Origin of the sequence: Sphaerisporangium fuscum (assembly GCF_018531465.1) — a bacterium.
Taxonomy (GTDB): Bacteria; Actinomycetota; Actinomycetes; order Streptosporangiales; family Streptosporangiaceae; genus Sphaerisporangium; species Sphaerisporangium fuscum.
Genome location: NZ_JAHDTF010000015.1, coordinates 167,102 through 190,951, shown reverse-complemented (window position 1 = coordinate 190,951; position 23,850 = coordinate 167,102). Strand labels below are relative to the sequence as shown.

The window sequence follows — 23,850 nt, the reverse complement described above, 5'->3', positions numbered from 1 at the left end:
GGTCCTGGCACCTGTCCATGTCCCCGACGACCTTCATGAGCCGCACCTCCAAACTCGTTTGAGTTCAAACAACATAAGGAGTGGCCGGAACCAGGTCAAGAGCCGCAGGCGCCGAAAATGATGGGACCGCCCCCTTGCGAGGCGGCCCGCCGAAATCTATCGTTTGGCTTCAAACAAAGCCGAGGTCACGCCGCCGTGCCTCCACCCGCCCTCCCGAGGGGACGCCGATGAGCGCTCACGACACCGCACACATCCAGGAGCACCTGGCCCGCCTGGCCGCTCAGGGGGTGGACGTGGTCCGCGTGACGTACCCCGACCTCATCGGCGCCGACCGGGCCCGGGACGTCCTGGTGGAGCACCTCGCGGGGGCGTGCGGGCACGGGCTCTCCTTCTGCCGCGCCATCTACCACACCAGCCCCCAGGGCGACGTGGTGCCCGTCGCGGGCGGCCTCGACGCCGGGCTGCCCGACATCCTGGTGCGGCCCGACCTCGGCACGCTCACGCCGCTGCCCTGGGAGCCCGGCGTCGCGTGGTGCCTCGGCGAGGTCCTCGATCCCGCGACCGGGACCCCGGTCCCCGAGTCGCCACGCGACCTGCTGCGGGCCGTGCTCGACCGGGCCGCCGAGCACGGGCTCGCCCCCGTGGCCGGCCCCGAACTGGAGTACTACCTGTGCGAGCCCGACCCCGCCGCGCCGTCCGGCTGGCGGCGCTACGGCGAGGCCCCCGGGAACGTCTACACCGCCGGACGGCGGGGCGACCCCGACGCCCACCTGCTGCGCACACTGCGGCACCTGCGTGATCTCGGCGTGGGCGTGAGCATGGGCAACCACGAGTTCGGCAGCGGCCAGTTCGAGATCAACCTGGTGCACTCCGCCGCCCTGGACGCCGCCGACCGGTCCTTCCTGTTCAAGTCCGCGATCAAGGAGCTGGCCAGGGTCGAGGGCCGCCTGGCGACCTTCATGGCCAAGCCGTTCAACGACGAGGGCGGCTCCGGCTTCCACCTCCACCTGTCCTGCGCCGACGGCGACGGCCGCAACGCCTTCGACGACCCGGCCGCGCCGTACGGCCTGTCGGCCACCGCCCGGCACGCCATCGCCGGCGTGCTCGCCCACGCCCCCGCGCTGGCCGCGCTGGCCAATCCGACCATCAACTCCTACAAGCGCTTCGGCCCCGACACGCTCGCCCCCTGGCTGGTCGACTGGGGCCTGGACAACCGCAGCGCCATGGTGCGCGTCCCGCCCGAGCGCGGCTCCGGCACCCGCTTCGAGCTGCGCCTCGGCGACGCCAGCGCCAACCCGTACCTGCTGCTGGCCGGCACGATCGCCGCCGCGCTGCTCGGCGTGCGCGCCGGGCAGGAGCCGCCCGCGCCGCTGGAGGGCTACGGCTACGACACCTCGCGCGCCGCCGTGCTGCCGATGACGCTCACCCACGCGCTCGACGCCTTCGAGGCCGACGCCGAGCTGACCGCCCTGCTCGGCAAGGGTTTCGTCACCTCCTACCTCGCCTACAAGCGCAACGAGGTCGAACGCTTCCAGCGGCATGTCACCGACTGGGAGTTCACCGAGTACGCCTACCACCTGTGACGTGATCACGATTCCCGCCCAGGCGGGCGGGATCACCAGGCGCGGCCGACGATCGTCCCGGCGCGGTCGATGACGACGACGTCCACCTCGACCGGGGCGCCGCGCAGCACGTCGAGCGCGACGCGTCTCGCCCGCTCGGCGACCAGGTCCCCGAGGGGCAGGGCCGCCTGCTCGCAGAGCCGCAGGGCCTGCAGGGCGGTGTTCGCGGTCAGGACGGAGCCGGCCAGCTCAGGGCCGCCGCCCGAGGCCCGCACCAGCTCGGCGAGCGCCGCCATGCTGACCTGCGACCGTCCCGAATGCAGGTCGAGGTGCCCGTCGGCCAGCTTCGACAGCTTGCCTATCCCGCCGGCCACGGTGAGCCGGGGGACGGGATGCCGCCGAAGGTACTTCAGCACGGCCCCGGCGAAGTCCCCCATGTCGAGCAGCGCGTCCTCCGGCAACCCGTACAGCGCGGCGGCGACGGACTCGGAGGTGCTGCCCGTGCAGGCGGCGACGTGCCGCCGCCCGGCGGCGCGGGCCACGTCCACGCCGCGCCGGATGCTGTCGATCCACGCCGAGCACGAATAGGGCACCACGATGCCGGTGGTGCCGAGGATGGACAGGCCGCCGAGGATGCCGAGGCGGGGATTCCAGGTGCGGCGGGCGAGCTCCTCGCCGTTCTCGACGGAGATCTCCACGACGACGTCGCCGCTGCCGCCGTACTTCGCGGCGACGTGTTCGACGTGCTCACCCATCATCCGGCGCGGTACCGGGTTGATCGCCGGCTCGCCCACCTCCAGTGGCAGCCCCGGCTTGGTCACCGTGCCCACGCCGGGACCCGCGCGGAAGACGACGCCCGTTCCGGGCGCGCCGTGCCGGACGGTGGCGTAGATCAACGCGCCGTGCGTGACGTCCGGATCGTCCCCGGCGTCCTTGACGATCCCCGCCCGCGCCCGATCCCCCGGGGCCAGCTCCTCCATGGCGAGCGCGAACGCCGGACGCTGCCCGCGCGGCAGGACGATCTCCACGGGGTCGGGGAAGGAGCCGGTGAGCAGCGCCGTGTACGCCGCCGTGGTGGCCGCCGTGGCACAGGCGCCGGTGGTCCAGCCGTGTCGCAGACCGGTGCTCATGCCACAAGGATGTGAAGCGGCGAAAGGTGCAGGGGAGGGAGAACGGCATGAAAGCGGCCGTACTGGTGCTCGGCGGGACCGGCGAGGCGCGCAAGCTGGCGGCCGAGCTCACCCGCCGCCCCGAGGTACGCGTGGTCTCGTCGCTGGCGGGCCGGGTGAGCGCCCCGCGGCTCCCCGAGGGCGAGGTGCGCGTCGGCGGCTTCGGCGGCCCCGACCGGCTCGCGCTGTGGCTGCGCGAGGAGGGCATCCGCGCGGTGGTCGACGCCACCCACCCGTTCGCGGAACGGATCACCGCCTCGGCGGTCACCGCGACCACCGCCGCGGGCGTCCCCCTGCTGGTGCTCCGGCGCCCCGGATGGCGGCAGGGCGACGGGGACCGCTGGCACTGGACCTCCTCCCTGGAGGAGGCCGCAGCCCTGCTCCCCGGCCTCGGCCGCCGCGTGTTCCTCACCTCCGGGCGTCAGGGGCTGCCCGCCTTCGCCCACCTGGACGACCTGTGGTTCCTCATCCGGACGGTCGACCCGCCGCAGCCGCCCCTGCCGCGCCGGCACCACCTCCTGCTCGACCGGGGTCCGTACACGCCGGACGGCGAACTGGCGCTGATGCGCGAGCACCGCGTCGACACGCTCGTCACCAAGGACAGCGGCGGGACGATGACCGTGGCCAAGCTCGCCGCGGCCCGGCGGCTCGGCCTCCCGGTCGTCGTCGTACGGCGCCCTCCCCTCCCGGACGCGCCCATGGTGGAGACCGTGGAGGAGGCGCTGGCCTGGCTGGGGACGGATCTCCCGCGTCATGCCGGATAGCGGCGCGGCGTGAAGACCGTGGCACCGCCGCTCCGCTCATGGACGCGGGTCATGGACGACCCCACCACCAGCAGGCAGCGCATGTCGACCTCGGCGGGATCGAGCTTGGCGAGCGTCGTCACCCGCACGCTCTCGGCCGGCCCGCCGACGTCCCGTCCGATGACGACCGGTGTGTCCGGGGCGCGGAGCCCGAGCAGCAGGTCCCGCGCGGCGGCGACCTGCCACGTACGGCTCCGCGAGGCCGGGTTGTAGATCGCGAGCACGAGGTCGGCGCGCGCCGCCGCCGCGAGACGCTCGGCGATCACGTCCCAGGGCTTGAGCCGGTCGGAGAGCGAGAGCACGCAATAATCGTGCCCCAGCGGCGCTCCCGCCCTGGCCGCGACGGCCTGGGCGGCGGTGAGGCCGGGCAGCACGCGCACCGGTACGTCCGCGAACCTCGGCTCGCACGCCACCTCCAGCACCGCGCTCGCCATCGCGAACACCCCGGGATCACCCGAAGAGACCACGGCGACCCGGGAGCCGGCGCGGGCGAGTTCGAGCGCGTGCGCCGCCCGCTCGGCCTCCACCCGGTTGTCGGTGGCGTGCCGCCGCTGACGGGGGTTCGGCGGCACCCGGGCGAGATAGGGACCGTACCCGACGAGATCGTCCGCCGTCGCCAGCGCGTCCTGCGCCTCGGGCGTCAGCCACGGCCGTCCCGCCGGCCCCAGCCCCACGACGACGACCTCGCCCCCCGGCCCGCGATCCGGGTTCCCACCCGTCGCGGTCACCTCGGCCCCGGGCATGGCATGCGGGGGCGTCAGGCGGCTGGGCAGGATCGCCAGAGAGAAGTAGGGGACGTCCTCGGCGGCGACGTCCGCGAGCGGCGCCACCCGCTGCCGCCCGGTGGTCGCGCGCTCGACGTACCAGGCCTCCTCCAGACGCCCCGCGCGCTCCAGCGCCTCCCGGACGGAGGTGAAGGTGCGGCCGAGCTTGAGAATCGCGGCCGAGTCGGTCTCCGCCAGCCGGGCGGCCAGGGTCTCGGCCGGGAGCGTGCCGGGCAGGATCGTCAAGGTCTCGTCCCGCTCGACCAGCGGCCGTGCCACGACCGCCGAGGCGGCGCTCACCGAGGTCACCCCCGGGACGACCTCCGTGCGGTAGCGGTGGGCGAGCCGCTTGTGGATGTGCATGTACGAGCCGTAGAAGAGCGGGTCGCCCTCGCACAGCACCACCACGTCCCGCCCGGCGTCCAGGTGCGCCGCGAGCCGTTCGGCGCAGGTGGCGTAGAACTCCTCGATCGCCCCTCGGTACCCGCCCGGGTGGTCGGTGGTCTCGGTGGTGACGGGGTAGATCAGGGCTTCCTCGATCTGGTCGCCACGCAGATACGGCTCGGCGACCGACCGGGCGATGCTCCTGCCGTGCCGGGCACTGTGGTAGGCCACCACGTCCGCCTCCCGGACGAGACGGGCCGCCTTCACGGTGACCAGCTCCGGATCCCCCGGCCCCAGCCCCACCCCCCACAAACGCCCCGCACAACCGTCCACCACCGCGGCATCGGCGGACACATCCCCCTCGCCACCGCCGACCGCGAACCCGCCCACCCCACCACCAACGGCCGCAGTGACACCACCACCGCCCACCCCGAACCCGCGGGCGCCACCACCAGCGGACGCGGTCACACCACCACCGTCCCCCTCCAGGCCGCGCCCGCTCGCGCCGCGGCCGGCCGGCCGGTCCGCGTTCCCGTCTCGGGCGGCGAACTCGCTCATGCTCTTGCTCACTCCTCCTCGCAGGCGATCGCGTTCACGGCCGCGGCGGCCATCGCGCTGCCGCCCCGGCGGCCGTGCACGACCAGGTATTCGATGCCGCCGCCGAACCCGGCGAGGGCCTGCTTCGACTCGGCGGCCCCGATGAACCCCACCGGTACGCCGAGCACGGCCGCCGGCCGCCCCGCTCCCCCCTCCAGCAGCTCCAGGAGCCGGAACAGGGCCGTGGGCGCGTTGCCGACGGCGACGACGGCACCGTCGAGCCGGTCGCGCCAGAGCTCCAGCGCCGCCGCGCTGCGGGTGGTGCCGAGCGCACGGGCCAGCTCCGGCACACGCGGGTCGCCGAGGGTGCACAGCACCTCGTTGCCGACGGGAAGCCGCCTTCGAGTGACGCCCGAGGCGACCATCGCGGCGTCGCACAGGACGGGCGCCCCGGCCCGGAGCGCGGCCCTGGCGGCGCCCACCACCCCGGCGGACCAGCCGAGATCGGCGACGAGGTCCACCATGCCGCAGGCGTGGATCATCCGGACCGCCACCTGGGCGATGTCGTCCGGCAGGCCGGCCAGATCGGCCTCGGCGCGGATGGTCGCGAACGAACGACGATAGATCTCCGCCCCGTCCCGGATGTAGTCGATCACCCCACCACCGCCCCAATCCCCCTGCGCCTCGCGGGCCGCGCCGCCGTCAGCGGCCACGGTCGCGGGCCGCCGAGTAGAGGTGGCTGTCGGGGAACTCGGAGGCCGCCAGCACCGCGCCGACGACGATCACGGCGGTCCGGACGACGCCGGCCTCCTTGACCTGCCGGACGATGTCGCCGAGCCTGCCGCGCAGGATCACCTCGTCGTCCCTGCTCGCACGGGCCACGACCGCGACCGGGCAGTCCTCGCCGTAGTTCGGCTTCAGCTCCTCCACCACCGCCTCGATCCGCTGCACGGCGAGGTGCAGCACCAGCGTGGAACGGCTGCGGCCCAGCGTGCCGAGGTCCTCGCCCTCCGGCATGGGTGTGGACCGCGCCGACGTCCGGGTGAGCACGACCGTCTGCCCGACCCCCGGAACGGTCAGCTCCCGCCCCAGCGAGGCGGCCGCCGCGGCGAACGCCGGGACGCCGGGCGTCACGTCGTACGGCACCCCGGCGGCGTCCAGGCGGCGCATCTGTTCGGCCATGGCGCTGAAGATGGACGGGTCCCCAGAGTGCAGCCGTGCCACGTCGTGCCCGGCCGTGTGGGCGGTGACCATCTCCGCGACGATCTCGTCCAGGTTCATGTGCGCCGTGTCGACCAGCCTCGCCCCGGGCGGCGTGTGGTCGAGAAGCTCCTTCGGGACGAGCGAGCCCGCGTACAGGCAGACCGGGGAGGCGGCGATCAGGTCGCGCCCGCGCACGGTGATGAGATCGGCCGCCCCCGGCCCCGCCCCGATGAAATGCACCGCCATACGATTTCCTCCTTCATCCAGCAACCACCGCCACATACGGCCTTCACACGACACCCACGACCACACGAGCGAACGCCACCGCCGCTCACCACACCACGCACAACCCCCACCCACTCCGGATCAGCCCCACACAGCCCCAGCCGCTCCGGACCAGCGCCACTCGCCCCACCACACGCGGCCCCACCCACTCCGGCCCCGGCCACCACAGGTGATCGGACGCTCACCGCCGCTCACCGGACGCGGCCCGATGTGCTGCGCGCAACTCCGCCCTGTCTGACCCCGACGCCACTGGCCCACCACGCGGCCCCCCTCCGACCCAGCGCGCCACTCGCCCCACCACGCGGCCTCACCCGCTCCGGTCCCGTCGCGGGTGTTCTCGCGGCGCCGAGGCGGTGGGAAGTGGGCGGTGAATCCGGCGCCGGTCGACGGCGGCCGGCCGGTGGCCCTCGCTCTTCCGGTGTGTCATTCGCGGACCGCCGTCCAGATCGTGACCGGCATCGCCGGATGCCATGCCGTGTAGCCGCCGACCGGACCGGCCCGGTGGACGGCGATGCGCAGGAGGTCGCCGCCGAGGCGCGCGTGCCAGGCCGCCACGACGGCCTCCGATTCGACCGTCACCGCGTTGACCACGAGCCGTCCGCCGGGGCTCAAAGCGTTCACGCAGGTCTCGACCATGCCGTCGGCCGTGCAGCCGCCCCCGATGAAGATCGCGTCAGGCCGTTGCAGGCCCGCCAGGGCGGCCGGGGCCGATCCGGTGACCACTTCCAGGCCGGGCACACCGAGGGCCGCGGCGTTGCGCCGGATCCGTGCCGCCCGCTCGGGACGGGACTCGACGGCGACCGCCCGGCACGCCGGATCGGCGCGCATCCACTCGATGCCGATGCTGCCCGCCCCCGCCCCGACGTCCCACAGCAGTTCCCCGGGCCGGGGCGCCAGCCGGGACATGGTCACCGCGCGCACCTCGCGCTTGGTGAGCTGCCCGTCATGCTCGAACGCCTCGTCAGGCAGGCCGGCCACGCTGGAGAGCGGCACGACGCCCGCGTCGGCCCGGAACTCCACGGCCACGACGTTCAGCGGATCCAGGTCCGGCCACCGCGAGGACGCGTGCCCGGTCGTGATCCGCTCGTCGGGGCCGCCGAGCCGCTGCAGCACCGTCATCGCGCTGCCGCCGTACCCCTTCGCCACCAGGAGCTCGGCGATCCGGCGCGGCGTGCCGGCGTCCGCGCTGAGCACGACGGCGCGGCGTGCGGGCTGGAGGATCCGGTTCAGCAGATCCGGTGGCCGTCCGACCAGGCTGACGACGGTGGTGTCCTCGACCGGCCAGCCCAGGCGGGCGCAGGCCAGCGAGACCGACGAAGGATGCGGCAGCACCCGGACCCTGCCGGGACCGAGGATCCTCGCCAGCGTCGTACCGATGCCGTGGAACATCGGGTCGCCGCTGGCCAGCACGCACACGGTCCTGTCCCGGTGTTCGGCGAGCAGCCCGCGCAGCGCCGGCAGCAGCGGTGACGGCCAGGCGATCCGTTCGGCCCCGGTGTCCGGCACGAGTGCGAGCTGGCGAACGCTTCCCATCAGCACCTCGGCCGCCGCGATCTCCTTCTGCGCGTCCACGGGCAAGCCGGCCCATCCGTCGGCCCCGATCCCGACGACCATCACGGAGCCTTCAGGCGGCACGGGACACCAGCCTCGCCGCCAGCCGAGGACTGCCGGCCCAGTGCAGGTGGAGGTACGAAGCGGCCAGTGACGGTCCGCCGTACCCGTCGGCGCCGCCCCGCCACCTGTACAGCGGCCCGGAGGCGGCGGAGGTGACGATGCGGGTGCGGTGGAACTCGTGCCCCTGGTACCGCTCGCCTTCCCTGGTCAGGACGGAGTCGCGGACCGCCACGGCGCTGCGGTAGCCCAGTGTGAGGCGGTCGGTCATCGCGGCCGTCGCGTCCAGGACGCCGCACATCGGGCGGCCGTCCAGCTCCCGGCACAGGTACAACAGGCCCGCGCACTCGGCGGCGACGGGGCCGTCGAAGGCGGCCACTTCGCGGCGCAGGGGTTGGTTGGCCGACAGGTCCGCCGCGTACACCTCCGGGAACCCGCCGGGCAGCAGCAGCGCCCGCGTGCCCACAGGGAGCCGCTCGTCGGTGAGCGGGTCGAACGTGACGACCGTGCCCCCCGCCGCCTCGATCAGCTCGGCCTGTTCGGCGTACCCGAACGTGAACGCCTTCCCGCCGGCGACCGCGACGACGTGGTCCGTCCCGGCCGGCGTGCCCCCCACCGCCTCATACGGGCTCCAGGCGGCGCCGGCGAGAGGGGAGGCCGTGCGGGCCAGACGGACGAGGGCCTCCAGGTCGCAGGTGGACGCCACCAGCTCCCCCATGCCGGACACGGCGGTGACGGCCTCGGCGCTGCGTTCGGCGGGAGGTATGAGGCCGAGATGGCGGGACGGGGTCGCGACGACGCCGGTGCGCGGGATGGCGCCGAACACCTGGATCCCCGTCTCCGCGAGCGCTTCGCGGCAGATCCGTTCGTGCCGGGGGGAGCCGACCCGGTTGAGGATCACGCCGCCGACGCGGACCCGGGTGTCGTACGACATGAACCCGTGGACCAGCGCCGCGACGGACCGGCCCTGGCCCGAGACGTCCACGACCAGCACGACCGGCGCGTCGAGCAGCCGCGCGACGTGAGCGGTCGACGCGAGGTCGCCGGCGGCCGCCGAGTCAGCGGGGTCGGTGGGGGTGGCCCCGTCGAAGAGCCCCATCACGCCCTCGATGACCGCTATGTCGGCACCGGCGGCCCCGTGCGCGAACAGGGGACCGATCAGCCGCTCGCCGACGAGCCAGGGGTCGAGGTTGCGTCCGGGACGCCCGGCGGCGAGCGCGTGGTAGCCGGGGTCGATGTAGTCGGGCCCCACCTTGTGGGGCGACACCGTGAACCCCTTGCCCGCGAGCGCCGCCATCAGCCCGGTCGCCACCGTGGTCTTGCCGGCCCCGGAGGACGGCGCCGCGATCACCAGACGCGGAACCTCAGCCACCGCACCCCCTCATCCGGTACACGCCGTACACGGGCGCCGACTTCGCCGCACCACACCCCGCCGACCCGGCGCCCTCAAGAAACCCGCCCACGACACGGACCGAAGCGGCAAGTGCGGCGACCGGAGACCCCGGAACCACCGCACCAGGCACCGCCCCCGCCACACCACATCCCGCCGACCCGGCGCCCTCAAGAAACCCGCCCACGACACGGACCGAAGCGGCAAGTGCGGCGACCGGAGACCCCGGAACCACCGCACCAGGCACCGCCCCCGCCGCACCACATCCCGCCGACCCGGCGCCCTCAAGAGTCCCACCCACGACACGGACCGAAGCGGTAGGGGCGGGGGGCGGTTGGTGGGTTACCATTCGATGCCCTTCTGGCCCTTTTGGCCTGTGTCCATGGGGTGCCTGACCTTGGTCATCTCGGTGATCAGGTCGGCGACCTCCAGGAGAGCCGGTGGAGCCTCCCTGCCGGTGATCACGACATGCTGGTTGCCGGGGCGGCCGGCCAGCGTGTCCACGACCTCGCCGACATCGATCCAGCCCCATTTGAGGGGATAGGTGAACTCGTCCAGTACGTACAGCCGGTACGTCTCCGCTGCCAGGTCGCGCCTGATCTGTGCCCATCCCTCGCGGGCGTCGGCGGCGTGGTCGGCCTCGGTGCCGGACTTCTTGATCCACGACCAGCCCTCGCCCATCTTGTGCCAGGCCACCGTGCCGCCTTCGCCGGATTCGCCGAGCACCTTCAGGGCGCGTTCCTCACCGACCCGCCATTTGGCCGACTTGACGAACTGGAACACCCCGACCGGCCAGCCCTGGTTCCAGGCGCGCAGCGCGAGGCCGAACGCCGCCGTCGACTTCCCCTTGCCCGGCCCCGTGTGGACGAGCAGGAGCGGCCGGCCGCGCCGCTGCCGGGTGGTCAGGCCGTCGTCCGGCACCACCGCCGGCTTTCCTTGGGGCATGTCAGGCCGCCTTCCTGTGGTCGCGGACGAGGTCGTGCAGGCCGCCGGCGGCGAGGTGCTCCAGCCGTACGGCCTCACCGCCCAGCCGGGCCGCGAGAGTGCTGGCGAGTCCGAGCCGGACCGGGCCGTTCTCGCAGTCGACGACCACGGCGGCCACCCCTGAGAGCAGCGCGGCCGCCCGGCGGACGTCCGTCTCCGTGCCCGCGGTGGCCCGTCCGTCGGTCACCACGACCAGCAGCGGCCGGCGTGAGGGGTCGCGGAGCCGTTCGACGCGGAGGACCTCGGCGGCGCGGCGCAGGCCGGCCGCGAGCGGCGTCCGCCCGCCGGTCGGCAGCAGCCGCAGGCGCGCGGCCCCGGCCTCCACCGACGAGGTCGGCGGCAGGACCAGCTCCGCCGCGGCCCCCCGGAAGGTCACCAGGCCGATCTTGTCGCGGCGCTGGTAGGCGTCCAGCAGGAGGCTGAGTACGGCTCCCTTGACCGCGCTGATGCGGCGGCGGGCCGCCATGGATCCGCTGGCGTCCACCAGGAAGAGGACGAGGTTGCCCTCGCGGCCCTCGCGGACCGCCTCGCGCAGGTCGGGCGCGCGCACGATGAGGCCGGGGCCGCCGCGGCCGCGTTCACGCTGGTGGGGGGCGGCGGCGAGGAGCGTCGCGGTCAGGTGCGGCCGGGTGAGGCGTCCCCGCGGTGGCCGCGCGCCGGAGATCCGGCCGTAGGAGGTACGGGAACGCGAGCGCCGTCCCGGGCTGCCGTCGCCGACCCCCGGGACGGCCAGCGGGCGGACCCGGTACGGATTGCCGGGCTCGGCCGCGGCCTGCGTCCCCCCGGCCGCGGCCGCCGTGGAGTCGTCCCGTGTGCCGCCGCGCCGCCCGGCAGGTGCGGCGCCGTCCTGCCCGGAAGATGCTGTGCCGTCCTGCCCGGAAGATGCTGTGCCGTCCTGGCCGGCAGGTGCGGTGGCGTCCCGCGCGGAGGGCGCGGTGCCGTCCTGTGCGTCTCTGCCCTGTTCGGGAGCACCGGGAGCCGGCGAGGAGCCGTCCCGGGCCTCGTTCCCGGAGGGCGCGCCGCCCGGGTCAGGGTCCGGGTCGTCGCCCTCCGGGCCGGGTCCGGCGGTGCGCAGCAGGTCGTCCAGTTCCGACTCGTCCAGGCCGGGCGCGTCGAACGGGTCGCGCCGGCGGCGGTGCGGCAGCGCCAGGCGGGCCGCCTCCCGGATGTCCTCGGCCGTGACCTCCGTACCTCCGCGCCAGGCCGCGTGCGCCACGGCCGCGTGGGCGGTGATGAGGTCGGCCCGCATGCCGTCCACGCCGAACGCCGCGCACACCGTGGCGATCCGCCGCAGCGCGGTCTCCGGCAGCGTGACCTGGCGCAGACGGCGGCGCGCCTCCGCTATGCGCTGGGCGAGCGAACGCTCCTCCGCCTCCCACGCGGCCGCGAAGCCCTCGGGGTCGTCCTCGAACGCCAGCCTGCGCCGTACGACCTCGGCCCGCGCCGCCGGATCGCGTGACGCCGTTACCTCGACCGTGAGGCCGAAGCGGTCGAGCAGCTGGGGCCGCAGCTCGCCTTCCTCGGGGTTCATCGTGCCGGCCAGCAGGAACCGGGCGGCGTGGCGGACGGACACCGCGTCCCGCTCCACGTAGCAGGTGCCGAGGGCGGCGGCGTCGAGGAGCAGGTCGACCAGGTGGTCGTGCAGCAGGTTGACCTCGTCCACGTACAGCACGCCCCGGTGGGCGGCGGCCAGGAGGCCCGGATCGAACGCCTTGACGCCCTCGGTGAGGGCGCGCTCCAGGTCGAGGGATCCGACCAGGCGATCTTCGGAGGCCCCGACCGGCAGCTCCACCAGCCGCGCCGGCCGTTCGGCGGCGTCCGGCCGGCCGTCTTCCCCGGCAGGCTCGTGGGGTCCGTCGGGACAGTCCGGGTCGGGGGCGGCGGGGTCGCAGGAGAAGCGGCAACCGGGGACGACCGCGACGGGCGGCAGGAGCGCCGCCAGCGCACGGACGATGGTCGATTTCGCCGTCCCTTTCTCCCCGCGGATGAGGACGCCGCCCGTACGGGGGGACACGGCGTTGAGTATGAGCGCGAGCTTGAGATCGTCGAGCCCCACCACCGCGGTGAACGGGTAGTGAGGCCGTACGGCCGCCACGGGCCGAGCGAGCATGTCGTGATGTCCTTTCGCGGCGGCCGGCCGCCACGGGTGCGCCCGGCCGCGTTCAGGCGGCCGGGATCGGCGACGGGGTACGGTCCGGGTTCAGCGCCCGCTCGGCCAGCGGGCCGAAGACCAGCCCGAGGGTGCCCCACAGGACGGCCTGCGTGCCGAGCGAGGCGACCCGGAACCGCCACAGCAGCGCGGCGGGGAAGTCCGGCGGCACCTCGTCGACCGAGGGCATGAGCAGGAACACCACGACCACGGCGGCGAGGAACGCGGCGCCGGCGAGCACCGACGCGTTCCAGTCGCCGTGACGGGGCGCCAGCCTGCGGCCGAGGAGGAGCGCCACCACGGCGAGCAGGACGCTGATCAGGAGGATCGCCAGGTAGAGGCCGGTACGGCGTCCGATGGTGGACGGGTCGCCCACGGCGGGGGGATTCGCCGGGTACTTCAGGAACGGCACCAGCTGGACGGTGACGAACGCCCCCAGGGCGAGCAGGGCGGAGGTGGCGCGGGCCCCGAAGGCCCCGAGCCGCCCGTACGCGAAGGCGAACACGATCGCGAAGACGCCTCCGATCGCGACGCCGTACACGCCGATCGCCGTGGCGAGCCCGAGGGTCGACTGCACCCCACGGCTGACCGGCTCGGACTCGTGCTCATGCCCGTGACCGGCGGCCGCTCCCGCGAGGTGCTCGGCGGCGTGCGAGGCATGCCCCGCGTGGTCCTCCAGCGAGATCGCCGTGGCGACCTGTGGCTCCCCGTAGGCCCAGGCGAGGACCAGGGCCAGGGCAGCGGCGAACAGGCCCGCGAGCATGCCGCGGACCAGCAGGTTTCTCACCATGCTGCGGTGGGCCCCCGTCAGTGGCAGGGGAAGCCGAGCAGGTGGCGTCCGTCGTGCACGAACTCGTGGACGACGTTGCCGGAGATCAGGGAGGTGGCGCCCTGCTCCGCGCCGACGAAGTAGATGAGGACGAGGGCGAGAACACCGGCGAAGATCGCCCACGGCAGCAGGTCTCGTACGGGGATGCCGATGGGGGCGGGCCGGGACTGGGGAACGGCGGCTTGGGCCATGGAAAGGTGCCTCCTCGGGGATCACGCGTCCCATAGGGGGTGGCGGTGACGACGGAGGGTCTGACTCCCGTCCCCGGAGGGCCGGTCACAGTGGCGCGGCCGTGCCAGAGTCTCGCTGGCTTCCCCACACCGTCAACAATGTCGTTTGGACGGTACGGTGTGGACGGCGGGCGCGTCAATGGGCGCGAAGGGAGACAATTACCGCGTTTACCCCACGGAAGGGACGCGAGTGACGGTCAGGATTGTCATGGTCTGCCATGGTTCGACCGATGCCTTGCAGCAGTCCGCCTTCCCGTCCGACGAAGGCCTCGACGCCCGGGGCAGACGGGAGGCGGCCGGCGCCGGCCACCTGTTCGCCCACTTCCCCACCCTCGCGAGCCGGCGCGGCGAGAGCGCCTCTCCCGGCACCGCGCCGCCACGTCCGGCCGTCCTGTGCGGACCGTCCGCACGCTGCCTGCAGACCGCGTCCGGCCTGGGCCTGGACGCCACGCCCGACGACGGGCTGCGCGACTGCGACTTCGGCCGCTGGGCGGGACGCACGCTGACCGACGTCCAGGCGGACGACCCCGACGGCCTGGCCGCATGGCTGGCCGACCCGGCCGCGGCCCCGCACGGCGGCGAATCGGTGATCGCCCTGATCGGGCGAGTGGCCACCTGGTTGCGGGCCCGGAGCGACCAGGGCGGCAGGCTGCTCGCGATCACCCACCCCGCCGTCATGAGAGCCGCCGCCGTCCACGCCGTCGGCGCTCCGGCCGAGGCGTTCTGGAACATCGACGTGGAGCCGCTCTCCCAGCTCTCGCTCACCGCCCACGGCGCCCGCTGGCGCCTGCGCTTCCCCGGCCCCTCCTCCCCGGCCCTCCACGCCTGAACGGATCGAACCAGCCGCCGCCGGCGCAGGCGGGTCAGGTGTCGAAGTCGACCGTCACCGCGTCCGAGGCGGGCAGGGACTGGCAGGTCAGGACGTAGCCGGCCTCGACCTCGGCCGGTTCCAGGGCGAAGTTGCGGCGCATCTCCACCTCGCCCTCGACGACACGTGCCCGGCAGGTGCCGCACACGCCTCCCTTGCAGGCGAAGGGCAGGTCGGGTCGTACCCGCTGGGCGCCCTCCAGCACGGTCACGTCACGTGGCAGCGCCACCGTCGTCGTCCGGCCGTCCAGGGTCACGGTGACCTTCGCCGCCGCCTCCCCCGGCCCCTCCGCGCGGCGTGCCGGAGCGGGCGGCGGCTCGTCCACGTAGAACAGCTCCCGGTGGACGCGCTCACCGGCCACCCCCAGCTCCGCCAGCACCTGCCGCGCGTCGCTCACCAGCCCGTACGGCCCGCACAGCCACCAGTGGCCGACGTCGGCGACAGGTGTCAGCGCGGGCAGCAGCACGCGGAGCTTGGCGGCGTCGAGCCGGCCGGTGAACAGCTCGGGCTCGCGCGGCTCCCTGGACAGCACGTGCACCAGCTCGACCCGGGCGGGCGCGAGGTCCTTCAGGTCCGCCAGTTCCTCGGCGAACATGACACTGCGCGTGGTGCGGTTGCCGTAGAAGAGGGTGACACGGCTGCCGGGGGCGCGCAGGGCGGTGGCGGCGATCGACAACACGGGCGTGATGCCCGACCCGGCCGCGACGAACACATGGTGGGCCGGGCGGTCGAGATCGGCGGTGAAGCCGCCGCTGGGAGGCAGCACCTCCACGCGGTCCCCGGGCCGGAGGCGGCGGACCAGCCAGGTGGAGAACAGCCCGTCGGGGATCTCCCGGACGCCGATGCGCAGCGGGCCGTCCGCCGGTGAGCAGATGGAGTACGAACGCCGCTCCTCACGCCCGCCGGCCATCCTGCGCAGCGTCAAGGACTGGCCCGGCAGGAAGGCGAAGTCGGCGGCGAGCTCGGCCGGGACGTCGAAGGTGATCGCGGCGGCGTCCTCGCACAACGGCTCGACCCGCGCCACGGTCAGCGTGGCGAAACCGGCGCGGCGCCTGTCCCGTACGCCCGCTATGGTCATGCTCGGCTCACCCCGGATCTCGCTCGGACGGCCACTTCAGATCTCCTTGACGCGCTCGAACGGCTCCCCGCAGGCACGGCAGCGCCACAGCGCCTTGCAGGCGGTGGCGCCGAACGCCGACAGCTCCTCGGTGTCGTCCGAACGGCACACCGGGCAGACCACCCGGCGGCCCGGCATGCCGAGGGTCAGCGGCACGGGGCCGCGCCGGCGCGCGGGGGCGGGCCCGGGCGGGGCGATCCCGGCCTCGGCCAGCTTCCGTTTGCCGCTCTCGCTGATCCAGTCGGTCGTCCAGGCGGGTGTCAGGACGGTGCGGACCTCCACGTCGGCGTACCCGGCGGTGCGCAGCGCGGCGGAGAGGTCGGCGCGGATGGCCGCCATCGCCGGGCAGCCGCTGTACGTCGGGGTGATCGTCACCACGACGCGGCCCCCGGCGTCCTCCTCGACGTCGCGCAGGATGCCGAGGTCGGCCAGGGTCAGCATGGGCAGCTCCGGATCGGCCACGGCCTCGGCCACGGCCCGCGCGCCCATCCGCGTCACCATGTCGCCCCCGGATGGGCGCGGGCGACGCTCTGCAGCTCCGCCAGGAGCGCGGTCATCGCGGGGGTGTGCGACCCTTCCCGGCCGCCCCCCGCCTCGGCGCGGACGTCCGGCGGCCGGGTGAGCGTGGCGGCGGACAGGACCTGGTCGAGCACGGAGTCGAACTCCTCACGCAGGTGGCGCGGGTCCACGGCGACCCCCGCCTCGGCGAGGCGCAGCTCGGCCTCGTGCGGGGTGAACAGCTCCGGCACGAACGGCCACACCGCTTGGAGCCCCGCCGCCATCCGCTCACGGGAGTACGCCGTCCCGTCCCCGAGGCGCACCACCCAGCCCGCCGCGTAGTCGCGGTGGTAGGCGACCTCCTTCACCCCCTTCGCGGCCACCGCCGCCACGACCGGGTCGCGTGAGCAGGTCAGCCGGTCGAGCAGGGCGAGCCGCCAGATGGAGAAGACCAGCAGGCGCGCCATGGTGTGGCCGAAGTCGCCGTTCTCGACCTCGGCCAGCCGCACGTTGCGGAACTCCCCCGGCTCCCGCAGGAACGCCAGGGCGTCCTCGTCGCGGCCGGAGCCGTCGGCCGTACCGGCGCGGGTGAGCAGCAGCCGGGCCTGCCCGAGCAGGTCGAGCGCGATGTTGGCGAGGGCCACCTCCTCCTCCAGCTCGGGGGCGTGCGTGCACCATTCCTGCAGGCGGTGCGACATGATCAGCGCGTCGTCGCCGAGCATCAGGCAGTAGGCCGCGAGGTCGGCCCCGTCCACTCCGCCGGGCACGCGCGTGTCGACGCCGGCGAGCGGGTCGGCGAACCCGGTGCCATACGCCCAGCGCGGGTCGTCGCCCTCGTTGAGCCCCTCGTATGCGTTGCCGTGGACGTGCTCGCTCGACATGGCTGCCTCACATGTGCGGGACGTCGTCGGGGATGGAGTAGAAGGTGGGGTGCCGGTACACCTTGTCGCCGCTCGGGGCGAAGAACGGGTCCTTCTCGTCCGGGCTGCTGGCGGCGATGTGGTCGGAGCGCACCACCCAGATGCTCACGCCCTCGTTGCGCCGGGTGTACAGGTCGCGGGCGTGCCGCAGCGCGGTCTCGTCGTCGGCCGCGTGCAGCGAGCCGACGTGCACGTGGTTGAGCCCGCGCTTGCTGCGCACGAACACCTCGTACAACGGCCAGCCGGTCACGCGACCACCTCCGCCGCCTCGTCCGTACGGATCCGCTTGCCCGCGTGTGCCAGCGCCGCCTCGCGGACCCAGGCGCCGTCCTCGTGCGCGGCGCGGCGCACGGCCATCCGCTGGGCGTTGCACGGGCCGTCCCCACTGATCACCCGCTGGAGCTCCGACCAGTCGATCTCGCCGAAGTCGTAGTGGCCCCGCTCGGCGTTCCAGGTCAGGTCGGGGTCGGGGAGGGTCACGCCGAGCGCCTCGGCCTGCGGGACGGTCATGTCGACGAACCGCTGCCGCAGTTCGTCGTTGGTGTGCCGCTTGATCTTCCAGGCCATCGATCTGGCGGTGTTCGGGGAGGCGTCGTCGGGCGGGCCGAACATCATGAGCGAGGGCCACCACCAGCGGTCCACGGCGTCCTGGACCATGGCGCGCTGCGCCTCGGTGCCCTTCATCATGGTCATCAGCAGCTCGTACCCCTGCCTCTGGTGGAAGGACTCCTCCTTGCAGATACGGATCATCGCGCGGGCGTACGGCCCGTAGGAGCTGCGGCACAGCGGCACCTGGTTGCAGATCGCGGCCCCGTCGACCAGCCAGCCGATCACCCCGACGTCGGCATAGCCGAGCGTCGGGTAGTTGAAGATCGACGAGTATTTCTGCCGTCCCGCGATGAGCTTCTCCGTCAGCTCGGCGCGGTCGGCGCCCAGCGTCTCGGCCGCGGAGTAGAGGTACAGGCCGTGCCCGGCCTCGTCCTGCACCTTGGCCAGCAGGATCGCCTTGCGGCGCAGCGACGGGGCGCGGGTGATCCACGCGCCTTCGGGCTGCATGCCGATGATCTCCGAGTGCGCGTGCTGCGCGATCTGCCGCACCATCGTGGCGCGGTAGCCCTCGGGCATCCAGTCGCGCGGCTCGATGCGCTGGTCCTTGTCGATCGTACGGTCGAAGTGCTCCTGGAGGTCAGCCACGACCCGCCACCCCTTTTACCGAACATTCGGTCAGTTATCAGTCTGGCCCAGGGCCGGGCCCCGGCGCAACCCGGGACCCGGGCCGATCAGCCCTCGCGCTTGGCCACCAGGGTGAGCACGTCGTACTTCGCCACCGAGGAGCCGTCCTGCTTGGTGACGTCGGTGTCCCAGCGGACCTCGCCGTACGACGCGCCCTCGCGCGGGTCGATCTGCTTGGCGGTCAGCGTGACCGTCAGCTCGTCGCCGGGGTAGACGGGCGTGAGGAAGCGGAGGTTCTCCAGGCCGTAGTTGGCCAGCACCGGCCCCGGGTCGGGGTCGACGAACAGCCCGGCCGCCAGCGAGACGATCAGGTAGCCATGGGCGACCCTGCCGTCGAAGAACGGGTTCGCCCGCGCGGCCTCCTCGTCCATGTGGGCGTAGAAGGTGTCGCCGGTGAACTCGGCGAAGTGCTCGATGTCGTCCAGGGTCACCGCGCGCGGCCCGGCGACCACCGTGTCGCCCACCCGGAGCTCCTCCAGGTGCTTGCGGAAGGGGTGGACGTCGGTGACGGCACGCTCGGCGCCGGAGACCCAGCGTCCGGTGACCGCCGCCAGTACCGCCGGGGACCCCTGCACGGCCGTGCGGTTCATGTGGTGCAGCACGCCCCGGATCCCGCCCATCTCCTCGCCGCCGCCGGCCCGGCCCGGCCCGCCGTGCACCAGGACGGGCAGCGGGGAGCCGTGCCCGGTGGACTCCTTGGCGCACTCCCGGTCGAGCACGAGGAGACGGCCGTGCCACGGCGCGACGCCGAGCACGACGTCGCGGGCGAAGTCGCGGTCGCCGGTCACCACCGACCCGACCAGGCTGCCCTGGCCCCGGGCGGCCAGCTCGACCACCTGGTCGCCGGAGGTGTACGGCATCAGCGTGCTGACCGGCCCGAACGCCTCGACCTCGTGCGGCTCGGGACGGTCGGGGTCGTCCACGCGCAGCAGCACGGGCGAGATGAACGCGCCCCGCTCGGCGTCGGCGCCCACGACCTCCACGCGCTCGGGGTCGCCGTACACCACCGAACCCGCCTGGATCAGCGCCTTGAGCGCCCGGCGGACCTCCTCGCGCTGGCCGAGGCTCGCCAGCGCGCCCATGCGCACCGACGGGTCGGCGGGGTTGCCCACAGTGACCTTCGCCAGCCGGGCGGCGGCGGCCTCGGCGACCTCGCCGATCAGCTCCGCCGGGACGAACGCCCGCCGGATCGCCGTGCACTTCTGCCCCGCCTTGACCGTCATCTCGGTCACCAGCTGCTTGACGAACAGGTCGAACTCCGGGGTGCCGGGCACGGCGTCCGGGCCGAGGATCGAGCAGTTGAGGGAGTCGGCCTCGGCGTTGAACCGCACCGACCGGGCGGCGACGACCGGGTGCGTGCGCAGCTTCTGCGCCGTGGACGCCGAGCCGGTGAAGGCCACCAGGTCCTGCTCGGTGAGATGCTCGAACAGGTCGCCCGCGCTCCCGCAGACCAGCTGCAGCGAGCCCTCGGGCAGGATGCCGGAGCCGATGATCAGCTCGACCAGGCGGGCGGTGACGTACGCCGTCTGGCCCGCCGGCTTGATCAGCGACGGCACCCCGGCCACGAAGGCGGGCGCGAGCTTCTCCAGCGGCCCCCAGACGGGGAAGTTGAACGCGTTGATCTGCACGGCGACGCCGCGCAGGGGGGTGTGGACGTGCTGCGCGACGAAGGTGCCGCCCTTGCCGAGCGGCTCCACGCCGCCGTCGAGGTGGACCCGGTCGTTCGGCAGCTCGCGCCTGCCCTTGCTGGAGAAGGAGAACAGCACGCCGATCCCGCCGTCGACGTCGAACTTGGAGTCGCCGAGGGTCGCGCCGGTGCGCAGCGACAACTCGTACAGCTCGTCGCGGTGTTCGAGCAGGTGAGAGGCCAGCGCCTTCAGCAGCGCGGCACGCTGGTGGAAGGTCAGCTCGCGCAGGGCCGGGCCGCCCACCCGGCGTCCGTACGACAGCGCGGCCCCGAAGTCGACCCCCGCCGAGGAGATCCGCGCGACCTCCTCCCCCGTGACGGCGTCGTGAAGCGGGAGCCCCTCATCGCGGGGGACGTGCCAGGAACCGGTGACGTAGCTGCTGAGCGGGGCCATCGAGGACCTCCCCATCGAGGATTCACTTACCGGCCGTTCGTTCGGATATTAACCCCGGCCGGCGGGACGGCGCCGCCGTGGCGCGGCGGCCATCCCGCGTCCTACCCGCTGCGGGGCGGCGCGACCCGGGCACCCTTGACAGCCGAGGAGCGGCGACCATTAACTGGCGACGGATCATCCCCGGCCGGTCGCGGGCGAACGCCCCTGCGCCGCGGCCGGGACGGACGGAGGGGAAGCCTGTGAGCGGCCTCGGGAACACCACGGCGGACCCCTCCCGGCTCGACCCCGAGGAGAAGATCGGCCCCGAGGAGCTCCGCGCCCTCCAGCTCGAACGTCTCCGGTGGACGCTGCGCCACGCCTACGAGAACGTGCCGTTCTACCGTCGTTCGTTCGACGAGGCCGGCGTGCGGCCCGACGACTGCCGCACCCTCGCCGACCTCGCACGCTTCCCCATGACCACCAAGGACGACCTGCGGGCCGGCTACCCGTTCGGCATGTTCGCCGTCCCGCGCGAGCGCGTCCGCCGCGTGCACGCCTCGAGCGGCACCACCGGCCGTCCCACCGTCGTCGGGTACACCGAGCGCGACCTGTCGACCTGGGCCGACCTCATGGCCCGCTCGATCAGGGCCGCCGGGGGCCGCCCGGGCGACATCGTGCACATCGCCTACGGCTACGGCCTGTTCACCGGCGGGCTCGGCGCCCACTACGGCGCCGAGCGCCTCGGCTGCACCGTGGTCCCGGTGTCGGGCGGCATGACGGCCCGGCAGGTGCAGCTGATCCAGGACTTCCGGCCGGACATCATCATGATCACGCCGAGCTACATGCTCGCGCTGGTCGACGAGTTCGAACGGCAGGGCGTCGACCCGCGCTCGACGTCACTGCGCATCGGGATCTTCGGCGCCGAGCCGTGGACGGAGGGGATGCGCGAGGAGATCGAGGAGCGCCTCGGCATCGACGCCCTCGACATCTACGGCCTGTCGGAGGTCATGGGGCCCGGCGTCTCTCAGGAGTGCGCCGAGACCAAGGACGGCCTGCACATCTGGGAGGACCATTTCTACCCGGAGGTCGTCGACCCGTTGACCGGCGAGCCGCTGCCGGAGGGCGAGAAGGGCGAGCTGCTGTTCACCTCGCTGACCAAGGAGGCCCTTCCGGTCATCCGGTACCGCACGCGCGACCTGACCCGATTGCTGCCGGGCACGGCGCGGCCCTTCCGCCGCATGGAGAAGGTCACCGGGCGCAGCGACGACATGATCATTTTGCGGGGCGTGAACGTCTTCCCCACCCAGATCGAGGAGATCGTCCTGCGCACCCCGGGGCTCTCCCCGCACTTCCAGCTCGTGCTCACCCGGCCCGGCCGCCTGGACCACATGACCGTCCAGGTGGAGGCCCGTCCCGGCTGCCCCGCCGAACGCCGCGCCCTCGCGGCGGGCGAGCTGGTCGAGGCGGTCAAGGAGACGATCGGCGTCACCGTCGAATGTTCGGTCGTCGACCCCGAGACCCTGGAACGCTCGGTCGGCAAACTCCGCCGCCTGGTGGACCGCCGCGCCTCCGGCGCCCGCTGAGCCCCCTCCACGGGCGCAGGTGAGCGGCGGGTTGCGATACTCCTGAGGTGACCACCGCCCGCGCCACCCCGTCCCGTCGAGGCCGACCCGGCTACGACCTGGAGTCCCTGCTCGCCGTCGCGGTGAAGGTGTTCAACGAGCGCGGCTACGAGGCGACGAGCATGGAGGATCTCTCGCGCCGGCTCGGCATCACCAAGTCGGCGATCTACTACCACGTCACCAGCAAGGACGAACTGCTGCGCCTGGCCGTCGACCGCGCACTCGACGGCCTGTTCGAGGCGGCCGCCGAGGTCACGGAGATGGAGGGCCGGGCGATCGACAAGCTGGAGCGCCTCGTACGGAGCAGCGTGCGGGTGCTGGTGGAGCGGCTCCCGTTCGTCACCCTCCTGCTGCGGGTGCGGGGGAACACCAAGGTGGAGCGCCAGGCGCTCGCCCGGCGCCGCGAGTTCGACCACATGGTCGGCGAGCTGGTGCAGCTGGCCGGGGCCGAGGGCGACGTCCGCCCCGGAATCGACCCCGCGGTCGCCGGCCGCATGCTGTTCGGGCTGGTCAACTCCCTGACCGAGTGGTACCGGCCGCGCGGCGGCATGAACGCCGACACCCTCGCCGACGCCGTCTGCGAGATGGCCTTCAACGGCCTGCGCCGCCCGCCGTCGGAGACGTGAACGCGCGATTCTCCGGGGACGGGCACCGCGTCCGGACCGGCGGCCCGTCCTGGCCACCGCCATACCCGGCGCCGCGACGGCGAGAAGCCGAACGGCGAAGACGGCGCCGGGTCACGGCGGGCGGCCGGACTTCCCGTGGGCCCCGGCCTCAGGAGGTCGCGGAGATGACCGAGCCCTGGTAGGTGTCCTCGATGAACTTCTTGACCTCGGGGCCGGCCAGGAGCTGGGCCAGCTTCTTGATGTTGGGGTCGTTCTCGTGGCCCTTGAGGGTCACCAGGCCGTTGGCGTAGGGGTTGCCCTCGGCCTTCTCCAGCACCAGAGCGTCGGTGGCCGGCTTGAGCTTGGCCTCCAGGGCGTAGTTGCCGTTGATGACGGCGGCGTCCACGTCCTCCAGCGAGCGCGGCAGCTGCGCGGCCTCCAGCGGCTTGAACTGCAGGTTCTTCGGGTTCTCCGCGACGTCACGCTCGGTGGCGGCCGTGCCGACGCCGGGCTTGAGCTTGATCACGCCGTTGTCCTCGAGCAGCTTGAGGGCACGGCCGAGGTTGGTGGCGTCGTTCGGGACGGCCACGGTGGCGCCGCTGGCGAGCTCGCCGGCCGACTTGACCTTCTTGGAGTACAGGCCGAGCGGCTCCAGGTGCACGGCCTGGACGAACGTCATCTCCTTGCCGCCCTTGGACTTCTGGAAGTCGGCGAGGTAGGGGCGGTGCTGGAAGTAGTTGGCGTCCAGCTGGCCCTCCTGGAGCTGCACGTTCGGCTGCACGTAGTCGGTGAACTCGACGATGTCCAGCTTCAGCCCGGCGGAGGCCGCCAGCTTGTCCTTGACGAACTTCAGGATCTCCCCGTGCGGCACGGGACTGACCCCGACCTTGAGCACGCCGTCCTTGGCCGCGGCCGTGTCCGAGCCGGACCCGCCGGACCCTCCGCACCCCGCGAGCACCAACGCCAGCGCGGCGGCGGCCACGGCGCCGATCAGCTTACGCACCTTGCATCTCCTTCATCTCATTTG

At 73.5% G+C, this 23,850-nt stretch carries 22 protein-coding genes; 5 read left to right on the top strand and 17 right to left on the bottom strand.

The annotated features are described in order from the left end of the window. The first annotated feature begins 227 nt into the window (after window positions 1-227). Entirely contained in the window at window positions 228-1,583 is a 1,356-nt protein-coding gene (locus KIK05_RS19965; RefSeq protein ID WP_214412260.1) for a glutamine synthetase family protein, read from the top strand. Window positions 1,584-1,615: 32 nt separating this feature from the next. On the opposite strand, the gene KIK05_RS19960 is transcribed toward KIK05_RS19965, so the two are convergent. After that, entirely contained in the window at window positions 1,616-2,692 is a 1,077-nt protein-coding gene (locus KIK05_RS19960; RefSeq protein ID WP_214412259.1) for a cobalt-precorrin-5B (C(1))-methyltransferase, read from the bottom strand. A gap of 47 nt (window positions 2,693-2,739) precedes the next feature. Between KIK05_RS19960 and KIK05_RS19955 the strand changes: the two genes are divergently transcribed. Beyond that, a complete protein-coding gene (locus tag KIK05_RS19955) occupies window positions 2,740-3,495 on the top strand; it encodes a cobalt-precorrin-6A reductase (protein WP_214412258.1) in 756 nt (251 codons plus the stop codon). Here the strand turns inward: KIK05_RS19955 and KIK05_RS19950 are convergent. The 9 genes from KIK05_RS19950 to KIK05_RS19910 all read right to left on the bottom strand — a co-directional run bounded on the left by KIK05_RS19950 (window position 3,483) and on the right by KIK05_RS19910 (window position 13,861). Further along, on the bottom strand, window positions 3,483-5,240 hold the full coding sequence (locus KIK05_RS19950) for a precorrin-2 C(20)-methyltransferase (RefSeq protein WP_250563073.1): 1,758 nt from the start codon (window positions 5,238-5,240) through the stop codon (window positions 3,483-3,485). The two genes, KIK05_RS19955 and KIK05_RS19950, sit on opposite strands and share 13 nt — an antisense overlap. 8 nt (window positions 5,241-5,248) lie before the next feature. Then, the gene (locus KIK05_RS19945; protein WP_214412257.1) at window positions 5,249-5,875 is read right to left on the bottom strand and encodes a precorrin-8X methylmutase; all 627 of its coding nucleotides are present in this window, start codon (window positions 5,873-5,875) and stop codon (window positions 5,249-5,251) included. Window positions 5,876-5,921: 46 nt separating this feature from the next. After that, window positions 5,922-6,668: a precorrin-4 C(11)-methyltransferase gene (cobM, locus tag KIK05_RS19940; protein WP_214412256.1), complete on the bottom strand. Its 747-nt coding sequence runs from the start codon at window positions 6,666-6,668 to the stop codon at window positions 5,922-5,924. Between the two features lie 462 nt (window positions 6,669-7,130). After that, a complete protein-coding gene (gene cbiE, locus KIK05_RS19935; RefSeq protein WP_214412255.1) occupies window positions 7,131-8,321 on the bottom strand; it encodes a precorrin-6y C5,15-methyltransferase (decarboxylating) subunit CbiE in 1,191 nt (396 codons plus the stop codon). Between the two features lie 10 nt (window positions 8,322-8,331). After that, window positions 8,332-9,690: a cobyrinic acid a,c-diamide synthase CobB gene (locus KIK05_RS19930; RefSeq protein WP_308250016.1), complete on the bottom strand. Its 1,359-nt coding sequence runs from the start codon at window positions 9,688-9,690 to the stop codon at window positions 8,332-8,334. A 360-nt stretch (window positions 9,691-10,050) separates the two neighbouring features. Continuing rightward, a complete protein-coding gene (gene cobO / locus KIK05_RS19925) occupies window positions 10,051-10,653 on the bottom strand; it encodes a cob(I)yrinic acid a,c-diamide adenosyltransferase (RefSeq protein WP_214412254.1) in 603 nt (200 codons plus the stop codon). Between the two features lies 1 nt (window position 10,654). After that, complete coding sequence (locus KIK05_RS19920) at window positions 10,655-12,802, bottom strand: putative cobaltochelatase (protein ID WP_214412253.1); 2,148 nt, start codon at window positions 12,800-12,802, stop codon at window positions 10,655-10,657. Between the two features lie 52 nt (window positions 12,803-12,854). Next, window positions 12,855-13,631 carry a CbtA family protein gene (locus KIK05_RS19915; protein ID WP_214412252.1) on the bottom strand — a complete coding sequence of 259 codons (777 nt, stop codon included), beginning with the start codon at window positions 13,629-13,631 and terminating at the stop codon, window positions 12,855-12,857. Window positions 13,632-13,648: 17 nt separating this feature from the next. Then, complete coding sequence (locus KIK05_RS19910) at window positions 13,649-13,861, bottom strand: CbtB domain-containing protein (RefSeq protein ID WP_214412251.1); 213 nt, start codon at window positions 13,859-13,861, stop codon at window positions 13,649-13,651. Between the two features lie 229 nt (window positions 13,862-14,090). Here KIK05_RS19910 and KIK05_RS19905 point away from each other — a divergent pair, with 229 nt between their 5' ends. Beyond that, window positions 14,091-14,729, top strand: a complete 639-nt coding sequence (locus tag KIK05_RS19905; RefSeq protein ID WP_308250015.1) for a histidine phosphatase family protein — start codon at window positions 14,091-14,093, stop codon at window positions 14,727-14,729. A 34-nt stretch (window positions 14,730-14,763) separates the two neighbouring features. Here the strand turns inward: KIK05_RS19905 and paaE are convergent, their stop codons facing one another. From paaE to paaZ, 6 genes are all read right to left on the bottom strand, one after another. Further along, window positions 14,764-15,846 (bottom strand): 1,2-phenylacetyl-CoA epoxidase subunit PaaE, encoded by a 1,083-nt coding sequence (gene paaE / locus KIK05_RS19900; protein WP_214412249.1) that lies wholly within the window; start codon window positions 15,844-15,846, stop codon window positions 14,764-14,766. 36 nt (window positions 15,847-15,882) lie between these two features. Further along, window positions 15,883-16,374: a 1,2-phenylacetyl-CoA epoxidase subunit PaaD gene (paaD, locus tag KIK05_RS19895; RefSeq protein WP_250563072.1), complete on the bottom strand. Its 492-nt coding sequence runs from the start codon at window positions 16,372-16,374 to the stop codon at window positions 15,883-15,885. Between the two features lie 5 nt (window positions 16,375-16,379). After that, window positions 16,380-17,264 carry a 1,2-phenylacetyl-CoA epoxidase subunit PaaC gene (gene paaC / locus KIK05_RS19890; RefSeq protein ID WP_214412247.1) on the bottom strand — a complete coding sequence of 295 codons (885 nt, stop codon included), beginning with the start codon at window positions 17,262-17,264 and terminating at the stop codon, window positions 16,380-16,382. 7 nt (window positions 17,265-17,271) lie between these two features. Then, window positions 17,272-17,553 carry a 1,2-phenylacetyl-CoA epoxidase subunit PaaB gene (gene paaB / locus KIK05_RS19885; RefSeq protein ID WP_214412246.1) on the bottom strand — a complete coding sequence of 94 codons (282 nt, stop codon included), beginning with the start codon at window positions 17,551-17,553 and terminating at the stop codon, window positions 17,272-17,274. After that, window positions 17,550-18,497 (bottom strand): 1,2-phenylacetyl-CoA epoxidase subunit PaaA, encoded by a 948-nt coding sequence (gene paaA, locus KIK05_RS19880; RefSeq protein WP_214412245.1) that lies wholly within the window; start codon window positions 18,495-18,497, stop codon window positions 17,550-17,552. The genes paaB and paaA overlap by 4 nt, the downstream gene beginning before the upstream one ends. 86 nt (window positions 18,498-18,583) lie before the next feature. Further along, a complete protein-coding gene (gene paaZ / locus KIK05_RS19875) occupies window positions 18,584-20,617 on the bottom strand; it encodes a phenylacetic acid degradation bifunctional protein PaaZ (protein WP_214412244.1) in 2,034 nt (677 codons plus the stop codon). A gap of 239 nt (window positions 20,618-20,856) precedes the next feature. Here paaZ and paaK point away from each other — a divergent pair, with 239 nt between their 5' ends. Continuing rightward, a complete protein-coding gene (paaK, locus tag KIK05_RS19870; protein WP_214412243.1) occupies window positions 20,857-22,179 on the top strand; it encodes a phenylacetate--CoA ligase PaaK in 1,323 nt (440 codons plus the stop codon). Between the two features lie 47 nt (window positions 22,180-22,226). Further along, entirely contained in the window at window positions 22,227-22,844 is a 618-nt protein-coding gene (locus KIK05_RS19865; RefSeq protein ID WP_308250014.1) for a TetR/AcrR family transcriptional regulator, read from the top strand. A gap of 148 nt (window positions 22,845-22,992) precedes the next feature. Here the strand turns inward: KIK05_RS19865 and KIK05_RS19860 are convergent, their stop codons facing one another. After that, complete coding sequence (locus KIK05_RS19860; RefSeq protein WP_214412242.1) at window positions 22,993-23,826, bottom strand: MetQ/NlpA family ABC transporter substrate-binding protein; 834 nt, start codon at window positions 23,824-23,826, stop codon at window positions 22,993-22,995. Window positions 23,827-23,850: the final 24 nt, after the last annotated feature.